Source organism: Amycolatopsis sp. NPDC021455 (genome assembly GCF_040640995.1).
Classification (GTDB): Bacteria; Actinomycetota; Actinomycetes; order Mycobacteriales; family Pseudonocardiaceae; genus Amycolatopsis.
Genome location: NZ_JBFACT010000093.1, coordinates 1 through 20,808 on the forward strand (window position 1 = coordinate 1; position 20,808 = coordinate 20,808).

A 20,808-nucleotide genomic window follows, 5' to 3' on the forward strand; every position below is an offset into this window, starting at 1 on the left:
TGCCGCGACGAGCCGGCCCCAAGCGCCCCAATGTGGCGTTGGTTGCGTCCAACGCACCGAACGCCACATTGGGTGCGTTGGACGCACCGAACGCCACATTGGGGCGCTTTGGTGGGCCGCGGGTGACGGACCTCGGACGCGCGAGCCGAGCCGGGCGCGCGCGAGCCGAGCCGGGCGTGCGAGCCGAGCTGAGGCGGCGGCGTCCGGGTTCGTCCGGGATTGCTGCCCGGCGCCGCCCGTGACCGCGATGCTCGCAGCCGGTGCGGGATCGCGGAAACGCTTCCCGCTCCTTGGACACATCCACGTCGAAGGGAGAAATCATGGGGCGCCTGATCGACCGCGTGCTCAACCGGATCGTGCCCACCGCCAAGGCCTCCGCCTGCAGTGGCCAGTACTTCTGCAACGCCGCGGGCCACCCCGGCTACTGGTACCGCTTCTGCTGCCCGCAGGACGGCTGCGAGTGGACCAAGATCCGCAGCAGCTGCTGATCCGCTCCGGTGAGCGTGCCGGGTGGTGTCCGCCGCCTTCCCCGCGGACACCACCCGGTATGGAGGGAGTGACATGGAGTACGTGCGCGCCGCCGCCGCGGCGGTGATCGCCGTGGTCTTCGCCGCCTCGTCGTTCTCGAAGCTGCGGGACTTCCGCGGGTTCGCCCGGTCGGTTCCCGTGCTGGTGCCCATGCCCGTGGCCTGGGTCCCCGGGGTGTCGGTGGCCGTCGTGGTCACCGAACTGGCTTCCGCCGTCCTCGTGCTGGTCACCGCGGTGGCCGGCTTCGTCCTCGCCACGGGGTTGCTGCTGGCCTTCACCGCCGCGATCGCCGCTTCGCTGCGACGCGGGCTGCGGACGCCGTGCCGCTGCTTCGGCGCGACCGAAACCCCGGTCGGGCCGCGTCACCTGGTCCGCAACGCCGTGCTGATCTGCTTCGCCGTCCTCGGTGCGCTCGCGCCGGAGCACCTGCCGCCCGTCGCCGGGGCCGCCGTCGCCTTCGCGGCCGGGGTGGTGGTGGCCGTGCTCGTCATCGCCGTGGACGACATCGCCGTCGTGTTCGCAAGGAGTTCCTGATGCCTTTCGTCGTCGCCGCCCTGGTGCTGCTCGGCCTGTTGTGCCTGCTGAACCTGCTCCTGACCGTCGGGATCCTGCGCCGGATGCGGGCCCGGACGGCGTCCGGGACGCCGTTCGCGCTGCGCCCCGGTTCGGCCGTCGGCGAGTTCGCCGTCACCACGACCGACGGCGAGCCGCTCACCCTCGCCTCCTTGAACGGCACAGTGGCGTTCTTCTCCGCCGACTGCGCTGCCTGCCACGAAACCCTGCCGGACTTCCTCGCCTACGCCCGCGCGCAGGGCCGTGGCAACGTCTTCGCCGTCTTCGGTGGCGACGAGCCGGACACCGTGCGCGCGCTCGCCGAGGTCGCCCACGTGGTGACGGCGGACCTCGACGGCGGCCCGGTCGCCGCCGCGTTCCGCAACACCTGGACGCCCGCGCTGTACGTGGTCGCCGACGGCCGGGTGGCCGCGACCGCCGGCCGGGTGCACGAACTCCCCGTACCCGCCGGGCGGTGACGGTGGCGGAAACGCGGATCGGCGCGGACCAGGTGCGGGCGGCGGCCGGGGCCGCCGCCCGGCTGCTGTGGCGGTCCGGCCCGGCACGGCTGGCGGCCCTCCTGGTGATGACCGCGGCCGCGGCCACCGCGCCGATCGCCACCGCCTGGCTGACCAAGCTCGTCCTCGACCGGCTCGTCGAGCGCACCGGCGCGGTCGGCGGCCTCGCCGCGGCGCTGGTGCTCACCGGGCTCGCCGTCGCCGCGCTGCCCGTGGTCGCCCACTACGTCCGCGCGCAGATCGGCCGCGCGGCGAGCACGGTCGCCACCGACCGGCTGTTCGCCGCGCTGGGCCGGCAGATCGGGTTGCGCACCTTCGAGAACCCCGCCTACCAGGACCGGCTGCGGCTGGCCCAGGAGAGCTGCGGCCGGATGCCGGAGATCGTCGACGGCGTCGGCGGTGTGCTCAGCGGGACGCTCTCGCTCGTCGGGTTCCTGGGCTCGCTGCTCCTGCTGAGCCCGGCGATGACCGGGGTCGTGCTGGCCGCCGCGGTCCCCGCGCTGCTCGCCGAGCTGCTGCTGGCCCGGCGCCGCGCCGCGGTGGAGTGGCGCATCGAACGCTTCACCCGGCGCGAGTTCTTCTACGGCCAGCTGCTCACCGGCATCCCCGCCGCGACCGAAATCCGGCTGTTCGGCATCGGGGCGTTCCTGCGCGCCCGGCTGATGGACGAGCGCCGCAGCGCCAACGAAGCCCAGCGCCGCATGGACGAACGCGAGCTGCAGACCATGGGCGGGCTGACGGCGCTGAGCGCGACCGTCGCCGGAGCGGGGCTCTGGTGGGCGATCACGTCGGCGCGTGACGGTTCGCTCAGCGCCGGTGACGTCTCGATGTTCGTGGCCGCCGTCGCCGGGGTGCAGGCCGCGCTCGGCACGCTCGCGTCGTCGATCGCCAACGGCCAGGCCCGGCTGCTGTCGTTCGCGCACTACGTCGCCGTGGTCCGCGCGGAACCCGATCTGCCGAGCCGGTCGGGGATCCCGGTCCCCGCGTTGCGCCAGGGGATCGAGCTGCGGGACGTGTGGTTCCGCTACAGCGACGAACACCCGTGGGTGCTGCGCGGGGTGGACCTCACCATCCCGCACGGCGCCGCGGTCGCGCTCGTCGGCCTGAACGGCGCGGGCAAGAGCACGCTCGTGAAGCTGCTGTGCCGCATGTACGACCCGACGCGCGGGCGGATCCTCTGGGACGGCGTGGACCTGCGCGACATCCCGCCCGCGTTGCTGCGCGAGCGGATCAGCGCCGTGTTCCAGGACCACATGAACTACGACATGACCGCGGCCGAGAACATCGGCCTCGGCGAGCTGTCGGCGATGGACGACCGGGACCGGCTGGTGGCCGCCGCGACCCGCGCGGGCGCGCACGACCGGATCGCCGCGCTGCCGAGCGGGTACGACACGCCGCTGACCCGGATCTTCGAAATCGGCACCGAGGACACGTCGACCGGTGTGGTGCTCTCCGGCGGTCAGTGGCAGCGCCTGGCGCTCGCCCGCTCGCTCGTCCGGGAGGGACGCGACCTGATGATCCTCGACGAACCGAGCTCCGGCCTCGACCCGGAGGCCGAACACGAGGTGCACGCACGCATCCGCGAGCACCGGCAGGGCCGCACGAGCCTGCTGATCTCCCACCGGCTGAGCGCGGTGCGCGACGCCGACCGCATCGCCGTCCTCGAGGACGGCCGGGTCAGCGAGCTGGGAACGCACGAGAGCCTGCTCGCCGACGACGGTGGCTACGCGCGCCTGTTCCGCCTGCAGGCCGACGGCTACCAGGCCGTGCCGTGAAAAGGCTCGTTTTCGTCGGACTGCTGGCCGTCTTCGTCGCCCGCCGCGTGCTGATCCTGACCACAGTGGACGGTACGAGCATGGCACCGGAACTGCGGTCGGGCGACCGGGTTCTGGTGCGCCGGACCCGCCGTCCGCGGCGTGGCCAGGTGGCGCTGCTGCGCTACCCGCGGTTGCCGAGCGGAGCGCCGGCGGGGGAGCAGCTGCTGCTCAAGCGCGTGGTGGCGGTCCCCGGCGACCGCGTGCCGCCGAGCTGGGCCGAGCCGGACGTCCACGGCCTCGCCGGCGCGGTGGTGCCGCCCGGCTGCGCCGTGGTCCTGGGGGACAACCGGCCGGCCAGCTGGGACTCCCGGCACTACGGGTTCGTGCCGCGGGACAGGGTGGTCGGCGTGGTGGTGCGGCTCGTCTCCCGCGAGTGACGGCGGCGCGACATCCAGCGGCCCCAGAGAGCCGCGGCGACGACGGAGACGGCCAGCAGCGTGACGCTGCCCGCGATGTCGAGCACGTAGTGGTTCGCCGTGGCGAGCACGTCGGCCGCCATGAGAAGCGGGAACAGCCACGCCACCAGTGCCAAGCGTGGACGCGTGCCGCGCAGCGCGGACCAAACGGCGTACGCGCACCACAGCGACCAGCCGACGTGCATGCTGGGCATGGCGGTGTAGTGGGTGGGCCGGGTCCAGCTATCGACGTCGAAGATGTCGTACCGGGCGACGACGTCGACGGCGCCCGGCAGCGCGAACCGCGGCGGCGACATCGGCACCGCCCAGTAGACCGGCAGGACGAGGACCATCATCGCGATCATCGTCCGGCGGACCCGGCGGTAGACGTCGGCGTGCCGGACGAACACCCACACCAGGACGCCGGCGACCACGACGTAGTACAGCCGGTACAGGTACACCGCCGGCTGACTCAGGACCGGATGCGCGGCCAGCCGGCCGTTCACGCTGCGTTCGATGTCGATGTGCACGGCGTGTTCCGCGGACTGCAGGGCCAGTGCGTTGGCGTGGGCGGTCGCGAAGTCCTTGCCCACAGCGGCATCGAGCCGCGCGAAGAGCACGAACCAGAGCAGCAGAAGCGTCAGTTCGACGAGTACGGCAGGTCGTCCGCCGACACTCCGGATGAGCGCGTTTCCCCGGATCCGCACGCGGTCACCCTAACCGACGGCCTGGGCGGGCCCGGCTTGCGCCGAGCCCGCCCCGCGTCACGGAACCGGCTAGCGTTGCAGCGTCAGCAAGCCCGGCTTGTACGGCAGCAGACCGTAGTCGGTGCCGTCGGAGCTGGGGTCGCGTCCCTGGTAGAGGAACTGGAGGTTGCAGGGGTCGACGGTCTTGGTCTGGTCGGGGTTGGTCCGCACCAGGTCACCGTGGCTGATGTCGTTGGTCCAGGTGGCGCCGCTGTTGGCCTTGCCCGCGAAGGGATTGCTCTCGGTCGCGGCCTGCGGCGTCCAGGTGCCGCTCAGGCTGGTGGCGGTGAACGAACGGAAGAAGCGCCGCTCGTTGGTCCCCCGCGCCTCGACGATCATGAGGTACTGGTTCTGGCCCTGGATCTTGTAGACCTCGGGCGCTTCGAACAGGTTGACCACGCTGTCGCTCATGATCTTCGTGTAGCTCGAGCCGAAGCTGCCGGGGAAGTTCCCGATGGGCATGGTGGCGCGGTAGATGTTGCCGAGGTCGTCGGCGAAGAACAGGTACATGTTCGTGTCGTCGCCGATGAGGGTCTGGTCGATCGGGGCTCCGTTGGGGAGGCTGCCGGTGAACAGCGTCTGCGGCGACGACCAGCCGTTGGGGTTGGTCGGGTCGCTCGAGGTGCGGTAGGAAAAGGCCGGGCCGCCCCACTGGTAGGCGAGCACCCAGATGTTCTTCGGGGCGAAGTAGAACAGTGTCGGCGCGATCGCACCGAAGGACATGTCGCTCTGGCTCGCGGTGGCCATGTCGGACCAGTTCGTGAACGGGCTGAAGCTCGTGGACTTCCAGTTCGACCCGGTGTCGTGCGTCGTGGCGTAGACGACGTGCTTGCCGTTGTAGACGACGTTGGTGAAGTCCTTGAGCGAGACCCACCCGGACTTCGGGTTCGCCAGCGGGCCGGTCGAGGACCAGCGGTACGTCGACGGCAGCGTGCAGGTGCCGGTGCCGCTGCCCCCGTCGACCTGGACGAGCTGCCACTGCTGGTCGTTGCCGGCCGAGCTGCTCGCCTGAACCACGTTCGCGCCATCGGCGGTCGAAGCGCCCTGGACGTCGACGACCTTGCCGCTGTTGCGGTTGACCAGCCGGACGTACCCGCTCCCGGAGTCGGTGAGACTGAACTGCTGGTTGGCACCGCCGTTGTCGGGCCACTGCACGACGGGGGCGCCGTCGGCGGTCGAGGCACCCTGCACATCGGCGACCTTGCCGGAGTGCCGCGCCCGCAGCTTGTAGTAGCCACCACCGGCGTCCACGAACTGGAACTGCTGGTTGGAGGCATTGGTGCGGGTCCACTGGATGAGGCCGGCGCCGTCGGCGGTGGAGGCGCCGTTGACGTCGAGGGCCTTGCCGCTGTTGCGGTTGAGCAGGACATACCAGGCGGCGGTGTCCACAGTGGCGGCCGACGCCGAGGAAGGGACGGCGGCGAGCAACCCGCCGGCGACTGTCACGACCACCGCGGCGGCCAATCCCGACCGCCGCCACCTCGCGGTCCTCGCAAACCCGACCGACATGAGCATCTGTCCTTTCAGGAGGGGCCGCATCGTTGCGGCTCCCGGCGGCACCCACGCACGGGCAACAGTCCAGGCGAGAAGCTGTTAGCGCTAACATTTCCGGCCGCGAGCCGGGTGGGGATAGGGGGATGGAGGGATGGGGAGTGAGTCAGCGGTGTGCTGAGGGTGCCACGAGGACTGTGAACGATGAGGTCGGCGGCGTCAAGATGCCGCGGGAAGGTTTTCGCGAGAAGTCGGGCGGCGGGATGCGCGAATATGAACAAGATTCGTAAAATAATCTGGTTCCGGCCTGCTGGGGTCGACCTCCGAGATCACCGAAGATCGAACCCGGGTTCACCACGTGACCAGGAGCCGCCGCAGTCCTCGGGTCAGGCTCTCGGGCTGCCACGCCAGCTCGTCGTCCCGCTCGGCCACCCGTAGGCCGGGCATCCTGGTCACCAGGGCGTGCAACGCGACCTGCAGTTCCATCCTGGCCAGCGGCGCGCCGAGGCAGAAGTGCGCCCCCCGGCCGAACGACAGGTGGCGGGCCGCCTCGCGGCGGTCCACGTCGAACCGGTCCGGATCGGGGAAGACGGCAGGATCCCGGTTGGCCGCGTTCACGACCGGGAACACCGTGGTGCCGGCTTCGACGGTCCGGCCGGAGAATTCGACGTCCTCACGGGTCATTCTCGGCTGCCCGGCGTGTCCCAGGGCAACGACCCGGAGCAGTTCCTCGACCGCGTTCGGCACCAGATCGGGCGCCGCCACCAGGCGGTCCCACTGGTCCGGGTGGTGGGACAGCAACAGCACGGACTTGGCCAGCTGAGCCATGGTGGTCTCCTGGCCGGCGCCGATCAGCAGCATCACGGTGATCAGCAGTTCGGCTTCGCTGAGCCGATCGCCGTCCTCGTCGTGCACCTGGGTCAGTCCGGAGAGCAGGTCGTCGCCGGGGTGGTGACGTTTGCGCTCGATCAAGCCGAGCAGGTGCGACGCGGCGACGGCGCCGGTCGCCGCGAACGCCTCTTGGTCGAACGTGGTGGTGATGGACATGGCTTCGATGAAGGCGAGCAAGGGTTCGCGCTCGTCGTGGGCGATGCCGAGCAGTTCGCAGATCACGATGCCGGGCAGTGGTTCGGCCAGGGCGCCGACCAGGTCCGCCGGCGGTCCGGCGGCCAGCATCCGGTCCATCAGGCCGGCCGCGACCGTCTCCACTCTCGGGCGCAGGAGTTCGACGTTGCCGAGGGTGAACGCCTTGGCCACCAGCCGACGCAGTCGCGTGTGGTCGGGTGGGTCCATGTTCGGCATCATGTCCGGTGACTGCAGGCCGGGGACGATGGTGGGTGCGTCCGGTGTCGCCAGGGCGGCGCGGCTCATCCTGGGATCGGACATCGCGCGCTGGACGTCGTCGTAGCGGGTGACCAGCCGCACCTCGTGCCCGCCGGCCAACCGGACCAAGGGCACCGGATCGGTGTGCAGCATCCGGATCGCCTCGGCGGCCGGGTCGGTCGAGGGCGGTGCCTCGAACGGGAACAGTGGTGGTCGATCGTGCGCTGTCATCGCGCTCTCCCGTTGCCGTGCCGAAGCGACGATGGCCTGGTGTGCCCGCCGACAGTGTGATCCAGTTCTGCTCGGACTGTAAAGGGATCGCGCGTGCCGGAGGCCGGCCCTGAACGCTTTGGGCGCGCGTTGGCAAAGACGGGGTGTCAGGGCGAAGCGAAACCCGAGGAGCTTCATGTCGTCAGACGCGGAACTGATCGGTAGGTCGCTGCGCGGAGACACCGATGCCTTCGTGGAAGTGATCAGCCGGCACGAGACCGCGCTCGGGAACTATCTGGCGCGCAGAGTGGGGCGGCAGGCCGCCGAGGACGTGCTCGGCGATGTGTGGGTGGCGGCTTACGAGTCCCGTGCGAACTACGACCGTTCGTATCCCGAAGCCAGGCCTTGGTTGTACGGCGTCGCGCTGAACAGGCTGCGCCGGCACTGGCGGTCCGAACCGGCCGAGGAGCCGGCGTCGGACCTGACCGGCGTGGCGAGTGACTGGGATCCTTGGCCGGCGGTGGATGCCCGCGTGGACACGCAGGCACTGCTGGGCAGGGCACTGGCTCGGCTCAAACCGGAAGAGCGGGAAGTGCTGGGCCTGGTCGCTTGGGAAGACCTGACCGTCGCCGAGGCCGGGCGGGTGCTCGACATCCCGGCCGGCACGGCCCGCCGCCTGTTGCACCAGGCGCGCAAGGCATTGCGTGAAGCCCCCGAAGTGGTCGCGCTGCTGCAAGTCCCGACGACATGAAAGACAACTCATGGACGAAATGGATCTCATGAAGAATCTGCGTGACGTGCCGTCCCCCGGTCCCGAGGCCTACGACCGTGCCCGCGCGGCACTGCGGACGGCGATGGAGGAACCCGTGGCCACGGTCGTGCGACCGAAGCGCTGGTTCTCCTGGCCCAAGGCCGGCGTCGCCGCCGCGGGCGCGGCAGCCGTCGCGGCGGCTGTGGTGGTGGGTACGACAGGCGGCAGCGTCCCGGCCGGCCCGTCCGGCCCGGCCCCGCAGGCGGTCGAGGCACCGCTGGTGAAGCTGGCCTCCGCGGTCAAGGCGGCCGGCACGCAGCCAGGAGACGCGTCGCTGATCATCAACACGAAGTTCGGGCGGGACGACAAACCGGACCTCAACTACACCCTCTACACCGACAAGGGCCGGCAGTTCACGGGCGACTCGGCGAAGAGCCTGGTGGACGCGGTCGCCAAGGGTGACGCCGAGCCTGCCACGCCGTACGACGGGAAGGTGATGGCGGCGGCCCGCCTCGCCGCGAACGGCGACGTGGACGAGGCGAGGATCGCGATGATCACCGCGTCCGGCAATCCTCTGGGAGTCGGCCTGAGCCCCGCCGAGGCCGAAAAGGCCTGGGCGGCCGCCCAAGCGGAGACCGCGGAGATGTTCCGCAAGATGGGCAAGCCGTTTCCCGGCCCCAAACCGCGTCCGACGGGCAAGGACCTGGAAAACCTGATCAACAACCACCTGTGGAGCAACACCGAACACGCGCTGTTCGCCAACGCCGCCGACGCGGAGGTCCGCGCGGGCGTGCTGAAGCTGTACGCGACCATCCCGGACATGGTCGTCGGCAAGACCACCGTCGACGGCCAGCCCGCGCTGACCCTCACCCCGCCCCCCGCCATTCTGGGCGGCGGCACGGACGTCCTCACCATCAACGCCGGCAACGGCCTGCCGATCCGTGAGGAGATCACCTCGGCGGAATCGTCCAAGCGCTATGTGGTGAACTACAAGTCCTCCCGCGTGACCCTCGCCGACGTGGCCGCGGGCAAGATCTGATCCTCGTACGGAACTGTCCTGGGAGGGCCGAGATCATCTCGGCCCTCCCAGGACAGTTCTGTCTGTGCGTCGTCGCTGTTCTGAACCATGCCGGAGCGGCGACGATTCCTTGGAGTGGAGCCAAGGGACTCGAACCCCTGACCCCTCACTGCCGCCTGCGCGCGATCATCCCCACCCGGCTGTGCCTGCTGACCTGCGGAGACGCACCACATCGCGACGGTATACACGCAAGGTATACACCTCCGGTATAGTGATCGCCGAGCCCGGACTCCGGGTCAGGAGGGACAGGGAGAATGTCGGTTTCGCATACCTTGCTCGCGTTGCTCGAATCCGGCCCGCGGCATGGCTACGACCTGAAGCGGGCGTACGACGAGCAGTTCGGCCAGGACCGCCCGCTTGCTTACGGCCAGGTCTATTCGACGTTGTCACGACTGCTGCGCAACGGCATGGTCGAGGTGGCGGGCGTCGAGAGCGGCGAAGGACCGGACCGGAAGCGCTACACCATCACCGACGCGGGGGTCACCGACGTCGAAACGTGGCTGCGCACTCCGGAAAACCCGCAGCCGTACCTGCAGAACACGCTCTACACGAAGGTGGTGCTCGCGCTGCTGTCCGGGCGCAGCGCCTCCGACGTGCTCGACGTCCAGCGCGGCGAGCACCTGAACGTGATGCGTGCGCTCACCAAACGCAAGAACGGGGGCGACCTCGCCGATCAGCTGATCTGCGATCACGCGCTCTTCCACCTCGAGGCGGACCTGCGGTGGCTGGAGCTCACCGCCGCGCGCCTCGGCGAACTCGAGAAGGCGGTGCGCTGATGACCAGGCCGGGAACGCCGTTGCTCGTCGGCAAAGGACTGGACAAGTCGTTCGGCCGGACGCGGGCGCTCGACGGGGCGGCGCTGTCCGTCTCGGCGGGGGAGGTGCTCGCGATCATGGGCTCGTCCGGGTCGGGCAAATCGACGTTGCTGCACTGCCTCGCCGGCATCCTCCGACCGGACTCGGGCACCATCACCTACGACGGCGCCGACCTCGTCGGGATGGACGACCGGGGACGGAGTGCGCTGCGGCGCACCGAGTTCGGGTTCGTGTTCCAGTTCGGCCAGCTCGTCCCCGAGCTGTCCTGCCTCGAGAACGTGGCGCTTCCGCTGCGGCTGATCGGGACCAAGCGGAAGCAGGCCGAGGCCAAGGCGACCGAATGGCTCGCCCGGCTGGAGGTCGACGGGCTGGCGAAGCGCCGTCCCGGTGACGTGTCCGGCGGGCAGGCGCAGCGGGTCGCGGTGGCGCGGGCCCTGGTGACGGGGCCGAAGGTGGTCTTCGCGGACGAGCCGACCGGCGCGCTCGACTCGCTCAACGGCGAGAAGGTCATGCGGATGCTCACCCAGGCGGCACGGGAAACGCACGCCGCGGTGGTGCTGGTGACCCACGAGCCGCGCGTGGCGGCCTATTCGGACCGGGAGATCATGGTGGTCGACGGGCACACGGTCGACCGGGAGCTGGTCGCATGATGCGGGATCTGGCGCTGGGACTCCGGCTGGCCGTCGGGGGCGGCCGGATGTCCGGCGCGGCGCTGCTGCGCCTCGCGATGACCGCGTTCGGGATCGCGCTCGCGGTCGCCGTGCTGCTGCCCGCGGCGGCGGTCCACCACCTCGTCGGCGCGCAGGCGGAGCGCAAGGCGTCCATCGCGCAGGTCACCCAGCCTCGCGCGGGCGTGGCCCCGCTACTGGTCTACAACTGGTACGCGTCGGCAGGCGACGACTTCGTGCGGGTCGCCGCGGTCGCGGCGACCGGGTCGAACTCGCCGGTGCCGCCGGGGCTCAGCCGGCTGCCCGCGCCGGGCGAGCTCGCCGTGTCGCCGGAGCTCGCCGCGAAGCTGGCCGCGCCGGGCGGCAGTTCGCTGAAAGCGCAGTTGCCGGGGCACGTGGCCGGCCGGATCTCGCGGGAAGGCGTCGCCGGCGCGGGCGACCTCAGCGCGTACTACGGGGTGCCGGCCGCGCAGATCGAGGCCGAGGCCGACGGCCGCAAGGTCTATGCGTTCGGCGTGCCTTACACCGGGCTCGGGGTGTCGGCGCTCATGCTGGGCGTCATCCTGCCGATCGCGGCGGTGCTGCTGTTGCCGTTGCTGATCTTCGTGACCACCGCGTCGCGGATGGGTGCGGCGCAACGGGAACGGCGGCTCGCCGCGCTGCGGCTGGTCGGCCTGGACTCCCGGCAGGTCAAACGGGTCGCGGCGGCCGAATCACTGGTCGGGGCCGTGATCGGGCTCGCCGCCGGGATCGGGTTCTTCGCCGTGCTGCGCACGTTCGTCGCCGACATCCTGCCGTTCGGCCTGCGGATCTTCCCGGAGGACCTCGTCCCGTCCTGGCCGCTCGTCGTGGTGATCGTGCTCCTGGTGCCCGGGCTGGCGGTCGGCTCGGCGTTGTTCGGGCTGCGCCGCACGATCGTCGAACCGCTCGGTGTGGTCCGCCAGGGCAAGCCGGTGCGGCGGCGGATGTGGTGGCGCTGGGCGCTCACCACGATCGGCGCGCTGTTCCTGGCCACCACTCTGGCTTTCGACCGTGGCGAAGGCGGCACAGCCACCGGGGTGGCGCTTTCGGCGGGCAGCGTGTTCCTGCTGGTGGGCGTCGCGGCCCTGCTTCCGTGGCTGGTCGAGCGGCTCGTGGAGCGACTGAACGGCGGTCCGCCGTCGTGGCAGCTCGCGATCCGGCGGCTGCAGCTGGACAGCGGGACCGCCAGCCGCGTGGTGTCCGGCCTGGTCGTCGTGCTGGCCGGCACGATCCTGATCCAGGGCGTGATCACCTCGCTCGGCAGCGGTACCGACCGGCAGGCCACACCGGACGGCCTGGCCGCTGTCCCGGTACGGGTCGACACCACCGCCGCGCACGAGGCCGAGGTCGGCAAGCTGGTGTCCGCCGTGCCCGGGGTGACCGGCGTGCACCCGGCCAGGAACCTGGCGTTCCGGTCCGGGGAGGAGCGGGACTACCTCATGGTCGGCGATTGCGTGGCGCTCAGGGCGCGGGCGAACATCGGCGCCTGCTCCGACGGCGACGTGTTCTCGCTGGTGTCGGACCGGGGCGGCGCGGCGCCGGCCGGCAAGCTGCAGCTGCAGGGCTACTCCCGCGGCGGGGAAGTGAACGGTCCGGAGTGGACGGTCCCGGCCGGTGTCAAGGTCGTGCAGGCGACCGACGCGGCGGGCGACAGCCTGCTGGTCACGCCCGGCGCGCTCGGCGGCCTCGCCCTCCCGGACTCGTCGGTCGCGGTCTACGTGTCGGGCACCGGCGACGTGCAGGCGCTGACCGACGACGTCGCGAGGGCGGTCAACCCGCTCGCGTGGAACGCCTCGGCGGGCAAGAGCGACTACCTCGACGATTTCCGCGCCCGCGACCGGCAGATGGTGGAGAGCTTCCGCTCGGTGCTGATCACCGCGTCGCTGTTCGTGCTCGCGGTGGCCGCGATGAGCCTGCTGATGCTGTCGATCGAGCAGATCAGCGAACGGCGGCGGCCGCTCGCGGCACTGTCGGCGGCCGGCGTGCCGATCGGGGTGCTGGCTCGCGGAGCGCTGTGGCAGACCGGAATTCCGGTGGTGGTCGGCGTGGTGCTGGCGGTCGCGGCGGGGCTGGGGCTGACCGCGCCGATCCTGCGGCTCGCGGACCGGCCGATGATCATCGACCTCCCGGTGCTGCTCGCACTGGCGGGCGCCACGGTGGCGGCGGTCCTGCTGGTGACCGGTCTGACGATGCCGTTGCTGCGGCAAGTGACCCGATTGGACACGCTGCGCTCGGAATGAGCCTGCACGGCTTTCGTTGTGGCAGTTGGTACCGATGTGCGGCCGAGTGCCTCCGGCGCACCGGACCGGTCGGGGTTCGGTGCCCCGGAGCGGACCACGCCGGAAAGTTCGGACACGATGTCGGAAATCAGCAGCTTTGCCGGGCGGGGATCGAAGCACCCTGGTGGTGGCCGACTACCTCACCCGACTGGAACTCGACGTGGCGCTCACCACCCTGCTCCGGCGGCTGCCCGGGTGCGGCGGTGCCGGTGTATTCGCCGATGCCGGAGACCAGTTCGGCGATGTCGGGCAGGTTGTCGAATCGGCGCTGGTGAATCTCGGCGAGCTTCTCGCCCAGCTCCGGGTCCGGGTCGTCGGAGATGTCGAACGACTCGAACCTGTCGACCAACGGCAGTCCGATCCGGTCGATTTCGAGGTGGGCCGGGTGGTTCATCATTTCTTCGTAGCCTTCAACGTCCTCGAGCATGGAAATCGCGCCGTAATCGTGCTCGCCGCCGAAGACCCGGCCGACGACGAACGACTTGATGGACGGTATGGCTCGGCTTGCCTTGCGCATGCCCTCCAGACCGGCCGCCACCTCGTCCTCCGTGACATCGGGCTTGAGGGTGAAACGAATGCCGTGGTAGATCATCGAAGCTGTCCTTTCTGTGGGTCAGGGTCGGGTCGAAGCGAAGGTCGCCGCGTGGTCGCGTGCGAAATCGGCGAGATCACGTGCGGGCTGTCCGGTCAGGTCCGTGACGGCGGTGTGCACCTCGGCGGCTTCACCTCGGGCGTAGTGGGCGTAGTCCTCGACGAGGCCGTCGAGCTGCCACGGCGGGACGATCCCCGCCAGCGCGGCGGCGAACTGCTCCGCGGAGACGTCGACGAACGTGATGTCCCGCTCGGCGGCGATCGAGAGTTCGCGGGCGATCTGGTCGTGCGTCACCGCGCGGGGTCCGGTCAACGTGTAGGTGCGGCCGGCGTGCCCCGTGCCGGTCAGCACGGCAGCGGCGGATTCGGCGATGTCCCTCGCGTCGACGAGGCTCACGGCGGCATCGCCGATCGGTGCGGCGAAGAAACCTTGTGCGGCGATCATTCCGGCGAAGCCGAACAGCCCCTGCATGAAGAGATTGGGGCGCAGCACCGTGTGGTCCAGGCCCAGTTCGTGCACGTGGGCTTCGACCTCGGCGTGCCAGCGCAGGAACCGCACCGGGGAGTCCGCGCGCGCCGCGTACTGCGACAGCAGCACGAGCCGGCTCACCCCGGCCTGCCGGGCGAGGTCGGCGAACCGGATTTGCAGCGTTGCCGCATCCTCTGCCGACGGACTGTTGAGGAAGACCGCGTCCACGCCCTTCAACGCGGCGGCGACGGATTCCGGGTCGTTCAGGTCGGCCGTGACGGTTTCGGTGTTCTCCCCATGGGCGGCCGGCCGGCCGGGGTTGCGGGTCATCGCGCGGACGGTGGCGCCGCGGGCCTGCAGGGCGGGTACCAGTGCGGAGCCGACCGTTCCGGTCGCACCGGTCACGAGCACGGTGGGGGGTTTCGGCGAGTTCATCGTGTTGTCCGTTCTCTGTTTCGCCGGAGGCGGTCACCGGCGGGTTCGTGCGGAGGGGAAGAGCGACAGCGCGAGGGCGACGACGATGCCCGAGGCCGCACCCAGGAACGCGGTCGTGAAGTCGATGCCTTGGCCTGTTGCCGTCGTGGTGCTGATGGCGGCGAGCCCGACGAGACCGGCGAGCCCGACGGCGCCGCCCAACTGCTGTGCGGCGCTGATCAGTCCGCTGAGCAGGCCGGCCTCACCTTCGGTCGCGTCGCGCACCGACATCGCGGTGGCGTTGACCGCGCTGAGCCCCAAGCCGCCGCCGATCAGCACGAACGCGCCCAGCAACGACGCGGAGAACCCACTGCTCGTCAGGTCGAACGCCAGCCACAGCAGGCCGGCCAGCAGCACGGCGAGGGAGACCGGTAGCGCGCGGGTCAGACCGATCAGCTTCGCGACCAGCGGCGCGAGCACGCTGCCCACGATGATCATGGCGGCGAGGGGAAGCTGGCTCATCCCGGTCTCCAGCGGGCTCATCCCGAGCACCTCCTGCTGGTACGGCGGCAGGAGGAAGAACAAGCTCGTCAGAGTGCCGCCGACCAGCAGCATCACGAGGTTCGCCAGGACCACCGGCTTCCGGCCGAAGACACCGAGCGGCACCAGGGGGTGCGCTGAGCGTCGCTCGACGATCACGAACGCGACCAGGAACGCGACACCGGCCGCGATACCGCCGAGGACGAGCGGCGAGCCCCAGCCGGCTTCCGGGGCCGAGATCATGCCGAGCGCGAGAGCGGAGATCCCGGCCGTGATCGTGACCGCGCCGAACGCGTCGAAGTGCCCGGACCGGACCGGAACGGACGGCACCGAGCGCCACACGATGACGGCTCCGAGGGCGCCGAACGGCACCGGGGTCCAGAAGACCGACTCCCAGCCCAGCGTCTCGGTCAGTGAGCCACCGAGGAAGACGCCGACCAGACTGCCGGCACCGGCGACGGCGCCCCAGATGCCCATCGCGCGAGTACGTTCGCCGCGGGACGGATACAGAGCGAGCACCAGCGAGAGCGCGGCAGGCATGACCAACGCGGCACTGATCCCCTGCCCGATCCGGGCGGCGATCACCATCCCGCCGCTCGTCGCGACGGCGCACACGACCGAGGCCAGCAGGTAGGCGCCCATTCCGGTCAGGAACACCTTCCGGCCGCCGAGCAGGTCCGCGAGGCGGCCACCCAGCAGCAACAGGCCGGCGAGTGGCACCAGATAGCTGTCGATCACGAGCGTCAGCTGGAGGTCCGTGAGCGCGAGGCCCGCACGGATCGTGGGCCCGGCGAGGTTCACCATCGCGCTGTCGAGGACGACCAGGAACATGGCGGTCGCCAGGCCGGCCATCGCGACCCCACGCGACATCCGTGGGCGAGTGACCGCCCCGGGGTCCATGACAAGGCTGCTCATCATTTCGTCCTTCCCCGTGAATTCATCGTTTCGGCTGGCTGAGGAGGTGCTGAGCCAACGGTCGCGTGAGTACGCCCGCGCTCGCGTCGGTGACGGTTGCCTAGATCCCCTCACCTATCGCCGGAGAGCTGATGCCGTAGTGGTGGCATCACGCCTATCGTTGGCACCATGCCCACGCAGTCCGCTCGTTCGCTGGTCGGCAGGCACGACGAGACCGGTCGCCTCGGGGCGTTGATCGCCGCCGCGGAACGGGGGCAGGGCGGCGCGCTCGTCGTCCGCGGGGAACCCGGGATCGGCAAGAGCGCCCTGCTGGACCACCTCGAACACGCGGCCGCGGGGAAGGTCCGGATCATCCGTGCGTCCGGGTCGGAATTCGAGGGCGAGCTCCCGTTCGCGGCACTGCACCAGCTGTGCCTTCCCGTGCTGGCACGGGTGGATGATCTGGCCACCTCCTACCGCGACGCGCTCCGGATCGCGTTCGGGTTGGCCGACGGCACGCCGGAGGTGTTCCGCGTCGGCCTCGCCGCGCTCGAACTGCTGGCCACGGCGGCCAGGGAACGTCCGCTGCTGTGCCTCGTCGACGACGCGCACTGGTTGGACACCGCGTCGGCGAAGGCGTTGACTTTCCTGGCGAGGCGCATCGCCGCCGAGCCGATCGCGATGGTGTTCGCCGCTCGCGACCAGGAAGCCGTCCCCGGGTTCGACGAGCTTCCCGGGTTGACCGTCGAGGGCCTGGACGACACGCACGCCCGCGCGTTGCTGGCCGAGGGGAAGACCCGGACGCTCGACGAGCGGGTGCGCGAACGCCTTCTCGCCGAGGCACGCGGTAACCCACTGGCGCTGATCGAGTTACCGAAGGCCGGCGGCTTCGCGCTGCCTACGCCGTCGCCGGTCGTGAGCCGGATCGAGTGGAGCTTCCGGACCAGGCTGGCGGACCTGCCCGCGGACGCACGGCTGCTGCTGATCCTAGCGAGCGTGGAACCGACCGGAGACGCGAGTCTATTGTGGACAGCAGCGAAGCTGCTGGACATCGACGTGCCCGCCGCGAGCCGGGACTCGGCGGCCTCCGGGCTGGTGGAGTTCGACGCGCGGGTACGGTTCTGCCACCCGCTGGCGCGCTCGGCGGTGTACCGGGCGGCCGAACCCGCCCAGCGGCACCCGGCGCATCGGGCCTTGGCCGAGGTCACTGATCCGGTCACCGCACCGGACCGGCGGGCATGGCACCGCGCCCAGGCCACCGCCGGCCCGGACGAAGACGTCGCCGCCGAGTTGGAGTCATCGGCCTCGCGTGCGCAGGCGCGCGGTGGTGTCGGCGCCGCCGCCGCGTTCCTCGAACGTGCCGCGGCGCTCTCGCTCGACCCGGACAAGCGGACCGACCGCACGCTCGCGGCCGCGCGGGCAACGCTCGACGCCGGTGCGGCGGACGCGGCGGCGGACCTGCTCTCCAGCATCGACACCGGGTCGCTCGACGATCTCCGGCACGTGTCCGTCGACCTGTTGCGCGGGAAGATCGCGTTGGTCGGCGGTGCGGACGGGGCCGGCAGCGGACCGGACCTGATCTTGCGCGCGGCCCGGCGGCTCGCCGAACACGATCCGGCCCGGTCGCGCGGGTATTTCGTGGCCGCGGCGGAGATGGCGATGGCCGTCAGCCGGATCAGCGGTGTCATGGACCGGGTGCTCGACGCGGCGCGCACGGCCCCGCCGGCAGCGGAGCAACCGGACCTCCTCGACGGGCTGATCCTGCTGCGCACCAAGGGACACCGCGAAGGCGTGCCCGTGCTCAGGCGGGTCCTCACCGGCAAGGGTGCCGACTGGACGCACGCGCCGGGGTTGACCACCGTGCTCGCGGGCGAGCTGTGGGACTTCGACCTGCATGCCGCGGTCGTCGACTGGCTGGTGCGGACCGGGCGGAACACCGGCTCGCCGATCACCATCCGTCTCGGCCTTTCGCAAGTGGCGTTGGCCGCGGTGCTCACCGGTGACTTCGGGAAGGCCATGGCCGCGATCGCCGAAGAGGAAGCGATCGCCGACGCCGCCGGCGACGTACCTCAGATGTACCCGAGGGTGTACCTGGCGGCGATGCGCGGCAGGCGCCGGGAGGCGCGGGAGGAGTTCGCTGACGCGAAGAGCCGTGGCACCGGTCAACTGCTCACCAACGTCCAGTGGGCCACCGCCGTGCTGGGCAACGGAACCGGTGACTACCCCGACGCGCTGCAGGCAGCCACCAAGGCCACGGAGGCCGGCGATCTCTTCGTCTCCGGCTTCGCGCTGCCCGAACTGGTGGAGGCGGCGGTCCGCTGCGGGGAGAAGGCCGTCGCGACCTCCGCGCTGGCCTCGCTCATCGAACGCACCGAACCCGCCGGCACCAGCACGGCACGCGGCATCGCCGCCGGCGCCACAGCGCTCGTCACCGACGCCGAGGACGACCACCGAGAGGCCATCGAGCGACTGGCCGACAGCCCACTGGCGCCACACCGCGCACGGGCGCACCTGCGCTACGGAGAATGGCTACGCCGCGAGGGCCGCCGCCGCGACGCACGTGAACACCTGCACACCGCACACGAACAGCTGTCGGAGATGGGCATGGAGGCGTTCGCCGAACGCGCGGCGAACGAGCTGCGCGCGACCGGCGAGGTGGCCCGCCGCCGCACCGAGCACACCTATGACCAGCTGACCATGCAGGAGACGCACATCGCGCGACAGGTCGCCGCGGGCGCGACCTCGAAGGAAGTCGCCGCGAACCTGTACCTCAGCCCCCGCACCATCGACGCCCACCTGCGCAACATCTTCCGCAAACTCGGCGTCACCTCCCGCAGGCAGCTCAAAGACCTGCCTGACCTCGCCGAGTACTCGCTTGGCCGCGAACGCGGGTAGGCAATTCCCACCGACGCGAACAGCGGGCCCGCCAGGCACCCTTGTGTCACTGCGAAGCCGATCGAAGGACCGGCCGCCGGGACAGGGAAGGCGAGCACGTGAGCACCGAAATCGACCTGAGCGCGCCGGTCATCGTCCGTCGCGAAACCGTCATCGACGCACCGCTGCACCGTGTCTGGCAACTGCACACCGACGTGCCGTCTTGGCCACAGTGGCAGCCGGACATCACCGCCACGCAGGCTGACTGTCCACTGACGACGGATACCACGTTCCGCTGGAGCACCGGGGGCCTGGACATCGAGTCCACCGTGTACGAAGTGGAGGAGCCACGCCGGATCGTCTGGGGCGGCCCCGCCTGCGGAATCACCGGAATCCACCTGTGGACCTTCGACGTGACCGGTTCCGCGGTGCGCGTACGCACCGAGGAATCCTGGGACGGAGACCCGGTTCGCGCTGACATCCCGTTCATGCGGGCCGCCCTCGACCAATCCCTCGCCGCCTGGCTCAACCACCTGAAGAAGGCGGCGGAAAACGCAAGCTGAGAAGGGCCGATCATGGCCCTGAACTGCGACGATGGAGAATCGCCTGGTCAGCTTCCCGCAGCGCGGAAGGTGTCGTCCGGCCGCTTCCCGCTCACCGGCGCGGGATCGCGATCGTCAACGACGGCGCCCCGGACACCGGCTCGTTCGGCGCCGAGCTGGAAGTTTCGCACTCCGGCAGCCGCTTCCGCACCGCGGCGGCCTTCCCCGGCTCCGCAAGGCACTGGCCGCGCTGCTGCCGCTGGAAGGCGAGATCACGGTGCCGGCCGAGGACGACGGCGACGGCGAGACGGCGATCGCGGCCACCCTCGAACACCGGCCGGAAGTGCTGGTCATCGACCTCGAGATGCCCCCGCGTGGACGGGCTCGGCGCGGTCGAGCAGATCCGCCGGGCCCGGCCGGAGCAGGTGATCCTGATGCTGACCCGCCACGCTCCCCGGCGTGCTCCGCAAGGCGCTGAAGCTCGGCGTCCAGGGCTTCGTCAGCAAGGCCGCGGAACCGGCCCACAGCACCTCGGTGATCAAGACCCTGCGCGCGGGCAAGCGCTGGATCGACCCGGACGTCTCGGCCCTCGCCGTCGTCGACGACTGCCCGCTGACCGACCGCGAGCTGGACGGGTACGACTGGCTGTAGCCGGTCGGCCACGAACGGCGGGAGGGCTCGTGCACACCACCGTCCGCCTGGCGCAGCGCGGCGGCCCGTTCGGCCATCCACGCTTTGCCATCAGTCCAGGCAGAACTCGTTGCCTTCGGGGTCGGTCATGACGATGAACCCGGCGCTGAGCGGTGGTTCGGGCTCGAAGCGGCGCACCCGGGTCGCGCCGAGGGCGATCAGCCGTTGGCACTCCGTTTCGAGTGCCGCCATCCGCTCGGCGCCCTGCAGGCCCGGTGCGGCCCGGACGTCGAGGTGGACCCGGTTCTTCGCGGTCTTGCCCTCCGGCACCTGCTGGAAGAACAGGCGTGGCCCCTGCCCGTCGGGGTCTTCGACGGCGGAGCTGCTGTTGCGCTGGTCTTCAGGCACCCCGGCCCGCTCGAGGAACTCGTCCCACGCGGCGAACGGGTCGGCACCCTCGGGCAGCTCGACGCCGGGCGGTGCCGGGTGGACGTAGCCCAGCACCTCGCGCCAGAACGCCGAAAGCGCTCGCGGGTCGTGGGCGTCGAACGTGACCTGGACGTGTCGGCTCATCGGGGTTCTCCGTGGGTTGTCATCGGGCTGACGTTGCCCACCTTGGCACCGAATGCGGACGGCGCCGGTCCTCGATTCCGTCCGAGTGC

At 70.8% G+C, this 20,808-nt stretch carries 20 protein-coding genes and 1 pseudogene; 13 read left to right on the forward strand and 8 right to left on the reverse strand.

Annotated features, from left to right (window positions below; genetic code table 11):
- Positions 1–320 precede the first annotated feature (320 nt).
- From AB0G28_RS45190 to AB0G28_RS45210, 5 genes are all read left to right on the forward strand, one after another.
- Complete coding sequence (locus AB0G28_RS45190) at positions 321–488, forward strand: hypothetical protein (RefSeq protein WP_361104356.1); 168 nt, start codon at positions 321–323, stop codon at positions 486–488.
- A gap of 73 nt (positions 489–561) precedes the next feature.
- Positions 562–1,062 (forward strand): MauE/DoxX family redox-associated membrane protein, encoded by a 501-nt coding sequence (locus AB0G28_RS45195; protein WP_361104359.1) that lies wholly within the window; start codon positions 562–564, stop codon positions 1,060–1,062.
- Entirely contained in the window at positions 1,062–1,559 is a 498-nt protein-coding gene (locus AB0G28_RS45200) for a TlpA disulfide reductase family protein (RefSeq protein WP_361104362.1), read from the forward strand. Before AB0G28_RS45195 ends, AB0G28_RS45200 begins: the two co-directional genes overlap by 1 nt.
- Positions 1,556–3,373, forward strand: coding sequence for an ABC transporter ATP-binding protein (locus tag AB0G28_RS45205; protein ID WP_361104365.1), 1,818 nt, complete (start codon positions 1,556–1,558; stop codon positions 3,371–3,373). The genes AB0G28_RS45200 and AB0G28_RS45205 overlap by 4 nt, the downstream gene beginning before the upstream one ends.
- Positions 3,370–3,792, forward strand: a complete 423-nt coding sequence (locus AB0G28_RS45210; RefSeq protein ID WP_361104368.1) for a S26 family signal peptidase — start codon at positions 3,370–3,372, stop codon at positions 3,790–3,792. The genes AB0G28_RS45205 and AB0G28_RS45210 overlap by 4 nt, the downstream gene beginning before the upstream one ends.
- On the opposite strand, the gene AB0G28_RS45215 is transcribed toward AB0G28_RS45210, so the two are convergent.
- The 3 genes from AB0G28_RS45215 to AB0G28_RS45225 all read right to left on the reverse strand — a co-directional run bounded on the left by AB0G28_RS45215 (position 3,729) and on the right by AB0G28_RS45225 (position 7,601).
- Positions 3,729–4,517, reverse strand: coding sequence for a phosphatase PAP2 family protein (locus tag AB0G28_RS45215; protein WP_361104371.1), 789 nt, complete (start codon positions 4,515–4,517; stop codon positions 3,729–3,731). The genes AB0G28_RS45210 and AB0G28_RS45215 overlap by 64 nt on opposite strands.
- A 69-nt stretch (positions 4,518–4,586) precedes the next feature.
- The gene (locus AB0G28_RS45220) at positions 4,587–6,065 is read right to left on the reverse strand and encodes a non-reducing end alpha-L-arabinofuranosidase family hydrolase (protein WP_361104374.1); all 1,479 of its coding nucleotides are present in this window, start codon (positions 6,063–6,065) and stop codon (positions 4,587–4,589) included.
- 333 nt (positions 6,066–6,398) lie between these two features.
- Positions 6,399–7,601, reverse strand: a complete 1,203-nt coding sequence (locus tag AB0G28_RS45225) for a cytochrome P450 (protein WP_361104377.1) — start codon at positions 7,599–7,601, stop codon at positions 6,399–6,401.
- 175 nt (positions 7,602–7,776) lie between these two features.
- Between AB0G28_RS45225 and AB0G28_RS45230 the strand changes: the two genes are divergently transcribed.
- From AB0G28_RS45230 to AB0G28_RS45250, 5 genes are all read left to right on the forward strand, one after another.
- On the forward strand, positions 7,777–8,331 hold the full coding sequence (locus AB0G28_RS45230; protein ID WP_361104380.1) for a sigma-70 family RNA polymerase sigma factor: 555 nt from the start codon (positions 7,777–7,779) through the stop codon (positions 8,329–8,331).
- Between the two features lie 28 nt (positions 8,332–8,359).
- Complete coding sequence (locus AB0G28_RS45235; protein ID WP_361104382.1) at positions 8,360–9,370, forward strand: hypothetical protein; 1,011 nt, start codon at positions 8,360–8,362, stop codon at positions 9,368–9,370.
- 293 nt (positions 9,371–9,663) lie between these two features.
- On the forward strand, positions 9,664–10,185 hold the full coding sequence (locus tag AB0G28_RS45240) for a PadR family transcriptional regulator (protein ID WP_361104385.1): 522 nt from the start codon (positions 9,664–9,666) through the stop codon (positions 10,183–10,185).
- Positions 10,185–10,874 (forward strand): ABC transporter ATP-binding protein, encoded by a 690-nt coding sequence (locus AB0G28_RS45245; protein WP_361104389.1) that lies wholly within the window; start codon positions 10,185–10,187, stop codon positions 10,872–10,874. The genes AB0G28_RS45240 and AB0G28_RS45245 overlap by 1 nt, the downstream gene beginning before the upstream one ends.
- Positions 10,871–13,153, forward strand: coding sequence for an FtsX-like permease family protein (locus AB0G28_RS45250; protein ID WP_361104392.1), 2,283 nt, complete (start codon positions 10,871–10,873; stop codon positions 13,151–13,153). Before AB0G28_RS45245 ends, AB0G28_RS45250 begins: the two co-directional genes overlap by 4 nt.
- A 127-nt stretch (positions 13,154–13,280) precedes the next feature.
- Here AB0G28_RS45250 and AB0G28_RS45255 read toward each other — a convergent pair whose 3' ends face one another.
- From AB0G28_RS45255 to AB0G28_RS45265, 3 genes are read right to left on the reverse strand one after another with little or no spacing between them, the layout of a single operon-like run.
- Positions 13,281–13,784, reverse strand: a complete 504-nt coding sequence (locus AB0G28_RS45255) for a Dabb family protein (RefSeq protein ID WP_361104395.1) — start codon at positions 13,782–13,784, stop codon at positions 13,281–13,283.
- A gap of 21 nt (positions 13,785–13,805) precedes the next feature.
- Positions 13,806–14,687: an SDR family oxidoreductase gene (locus AB0G28_RS45260; protein ID WP_361104397.1), complete on the reverse strand. Its 882-nt coding sequence runs from the start codon at positions 14,685–14,687 to the stop codon at positions 13,806–13,808.
- A gap of 33 nt (positions 14,688–14,720) precedes the next feature.
- Complete coding sequence (locus AB0G28_RS45265) at positions 14,721–16,121, reverse strand: MFS transporter (protein ID WP_361104400.1); 1,401 nt, start codon at positions 16,119–16,121, stop codon at positions 14,721–14,723.
- 168 nt (positions 16,122–16,289) lie between these two features.
- Between AB0G28_RS45265 and AB0G28_RS45270 the strand changes: the two genes are divergently transcribed.
- Both AB0G28_RS45270 and AB0G28_RS45275 read left to right on the forward strand, forming a co-directional pair.
- Positions 16,290–18,995 (forward strand): AAA family ATPase, encoded by a 2,706-nt coding sequence (locus AB0G28_RS45270; RefSeq protein WP_361104403.1) that lies wholly within the window; start codon positions 16,290–16,292, stop codon positions 18,993–18,995.
- A gap of 98 nt (positions 18,996–19,093) precedes the next feature.
- Positions 19,094–19,537 carry an SRPBCC family protein gene (locus AB0G28_RS45275; protein ID WP_361104406.1) on the forward strand — a complete coding sequence of 148 codons (444 nt, stop codon included), beginning with the start codon at positions 19,094–19,096 and terminating at the stop codon, positions 19,535–19,537.
- 91 nt (positions 19,538–19,628) lie between these two features.
- Here AB0G28_RS45275 and AB0G28_RS45280 read toward each other — a convergent pair whose 3' ends face one another.
- Positions 19,629–19,850 carry a hypothetical protein gene (locus tag AB0G28_RS45280; RefSeq protein ID WP_361104435.1) on the reverse strand — a complete coding sequence of 74 codons (222 nt, stop codon included), beginning with the start codon at positions 19,848–19,850 and terminating at the stop codon, positions 19,629–19,631.
- Here AB0G28_RS45280 and AB0G28_RS45285 point away from each other — a divergent pair.
- Positions 19,758–20,149: pseudogene (locus tag AB0G28_RS45285) on the forward strand (response regulator transcription factor); the annotation flags it as partial. The gene AB0G28_RS45280 and the pseudogene AB0G28_RS45285 overlap by 93 nt on opposite strands.
- A 108-nt stretch (positions 20,150–20,257) precedes the next feature.
- On the opposite strand, the gene AB0G28_RS45290 reads toward AB0G28_RS45285, so the two are convergent.
- Positions 20,258–20,719, reverse strand: a complete 462-nt coding sequence (locus AB0G28_RS45290) for a VOC family protein (protein ID WP_361104409.1) — start codon at positions 20,717–20,719, stop codon at positions 20,258–20,260.
- Positions 20,720–20,808 lie beyond the last annotated feature (89 nt).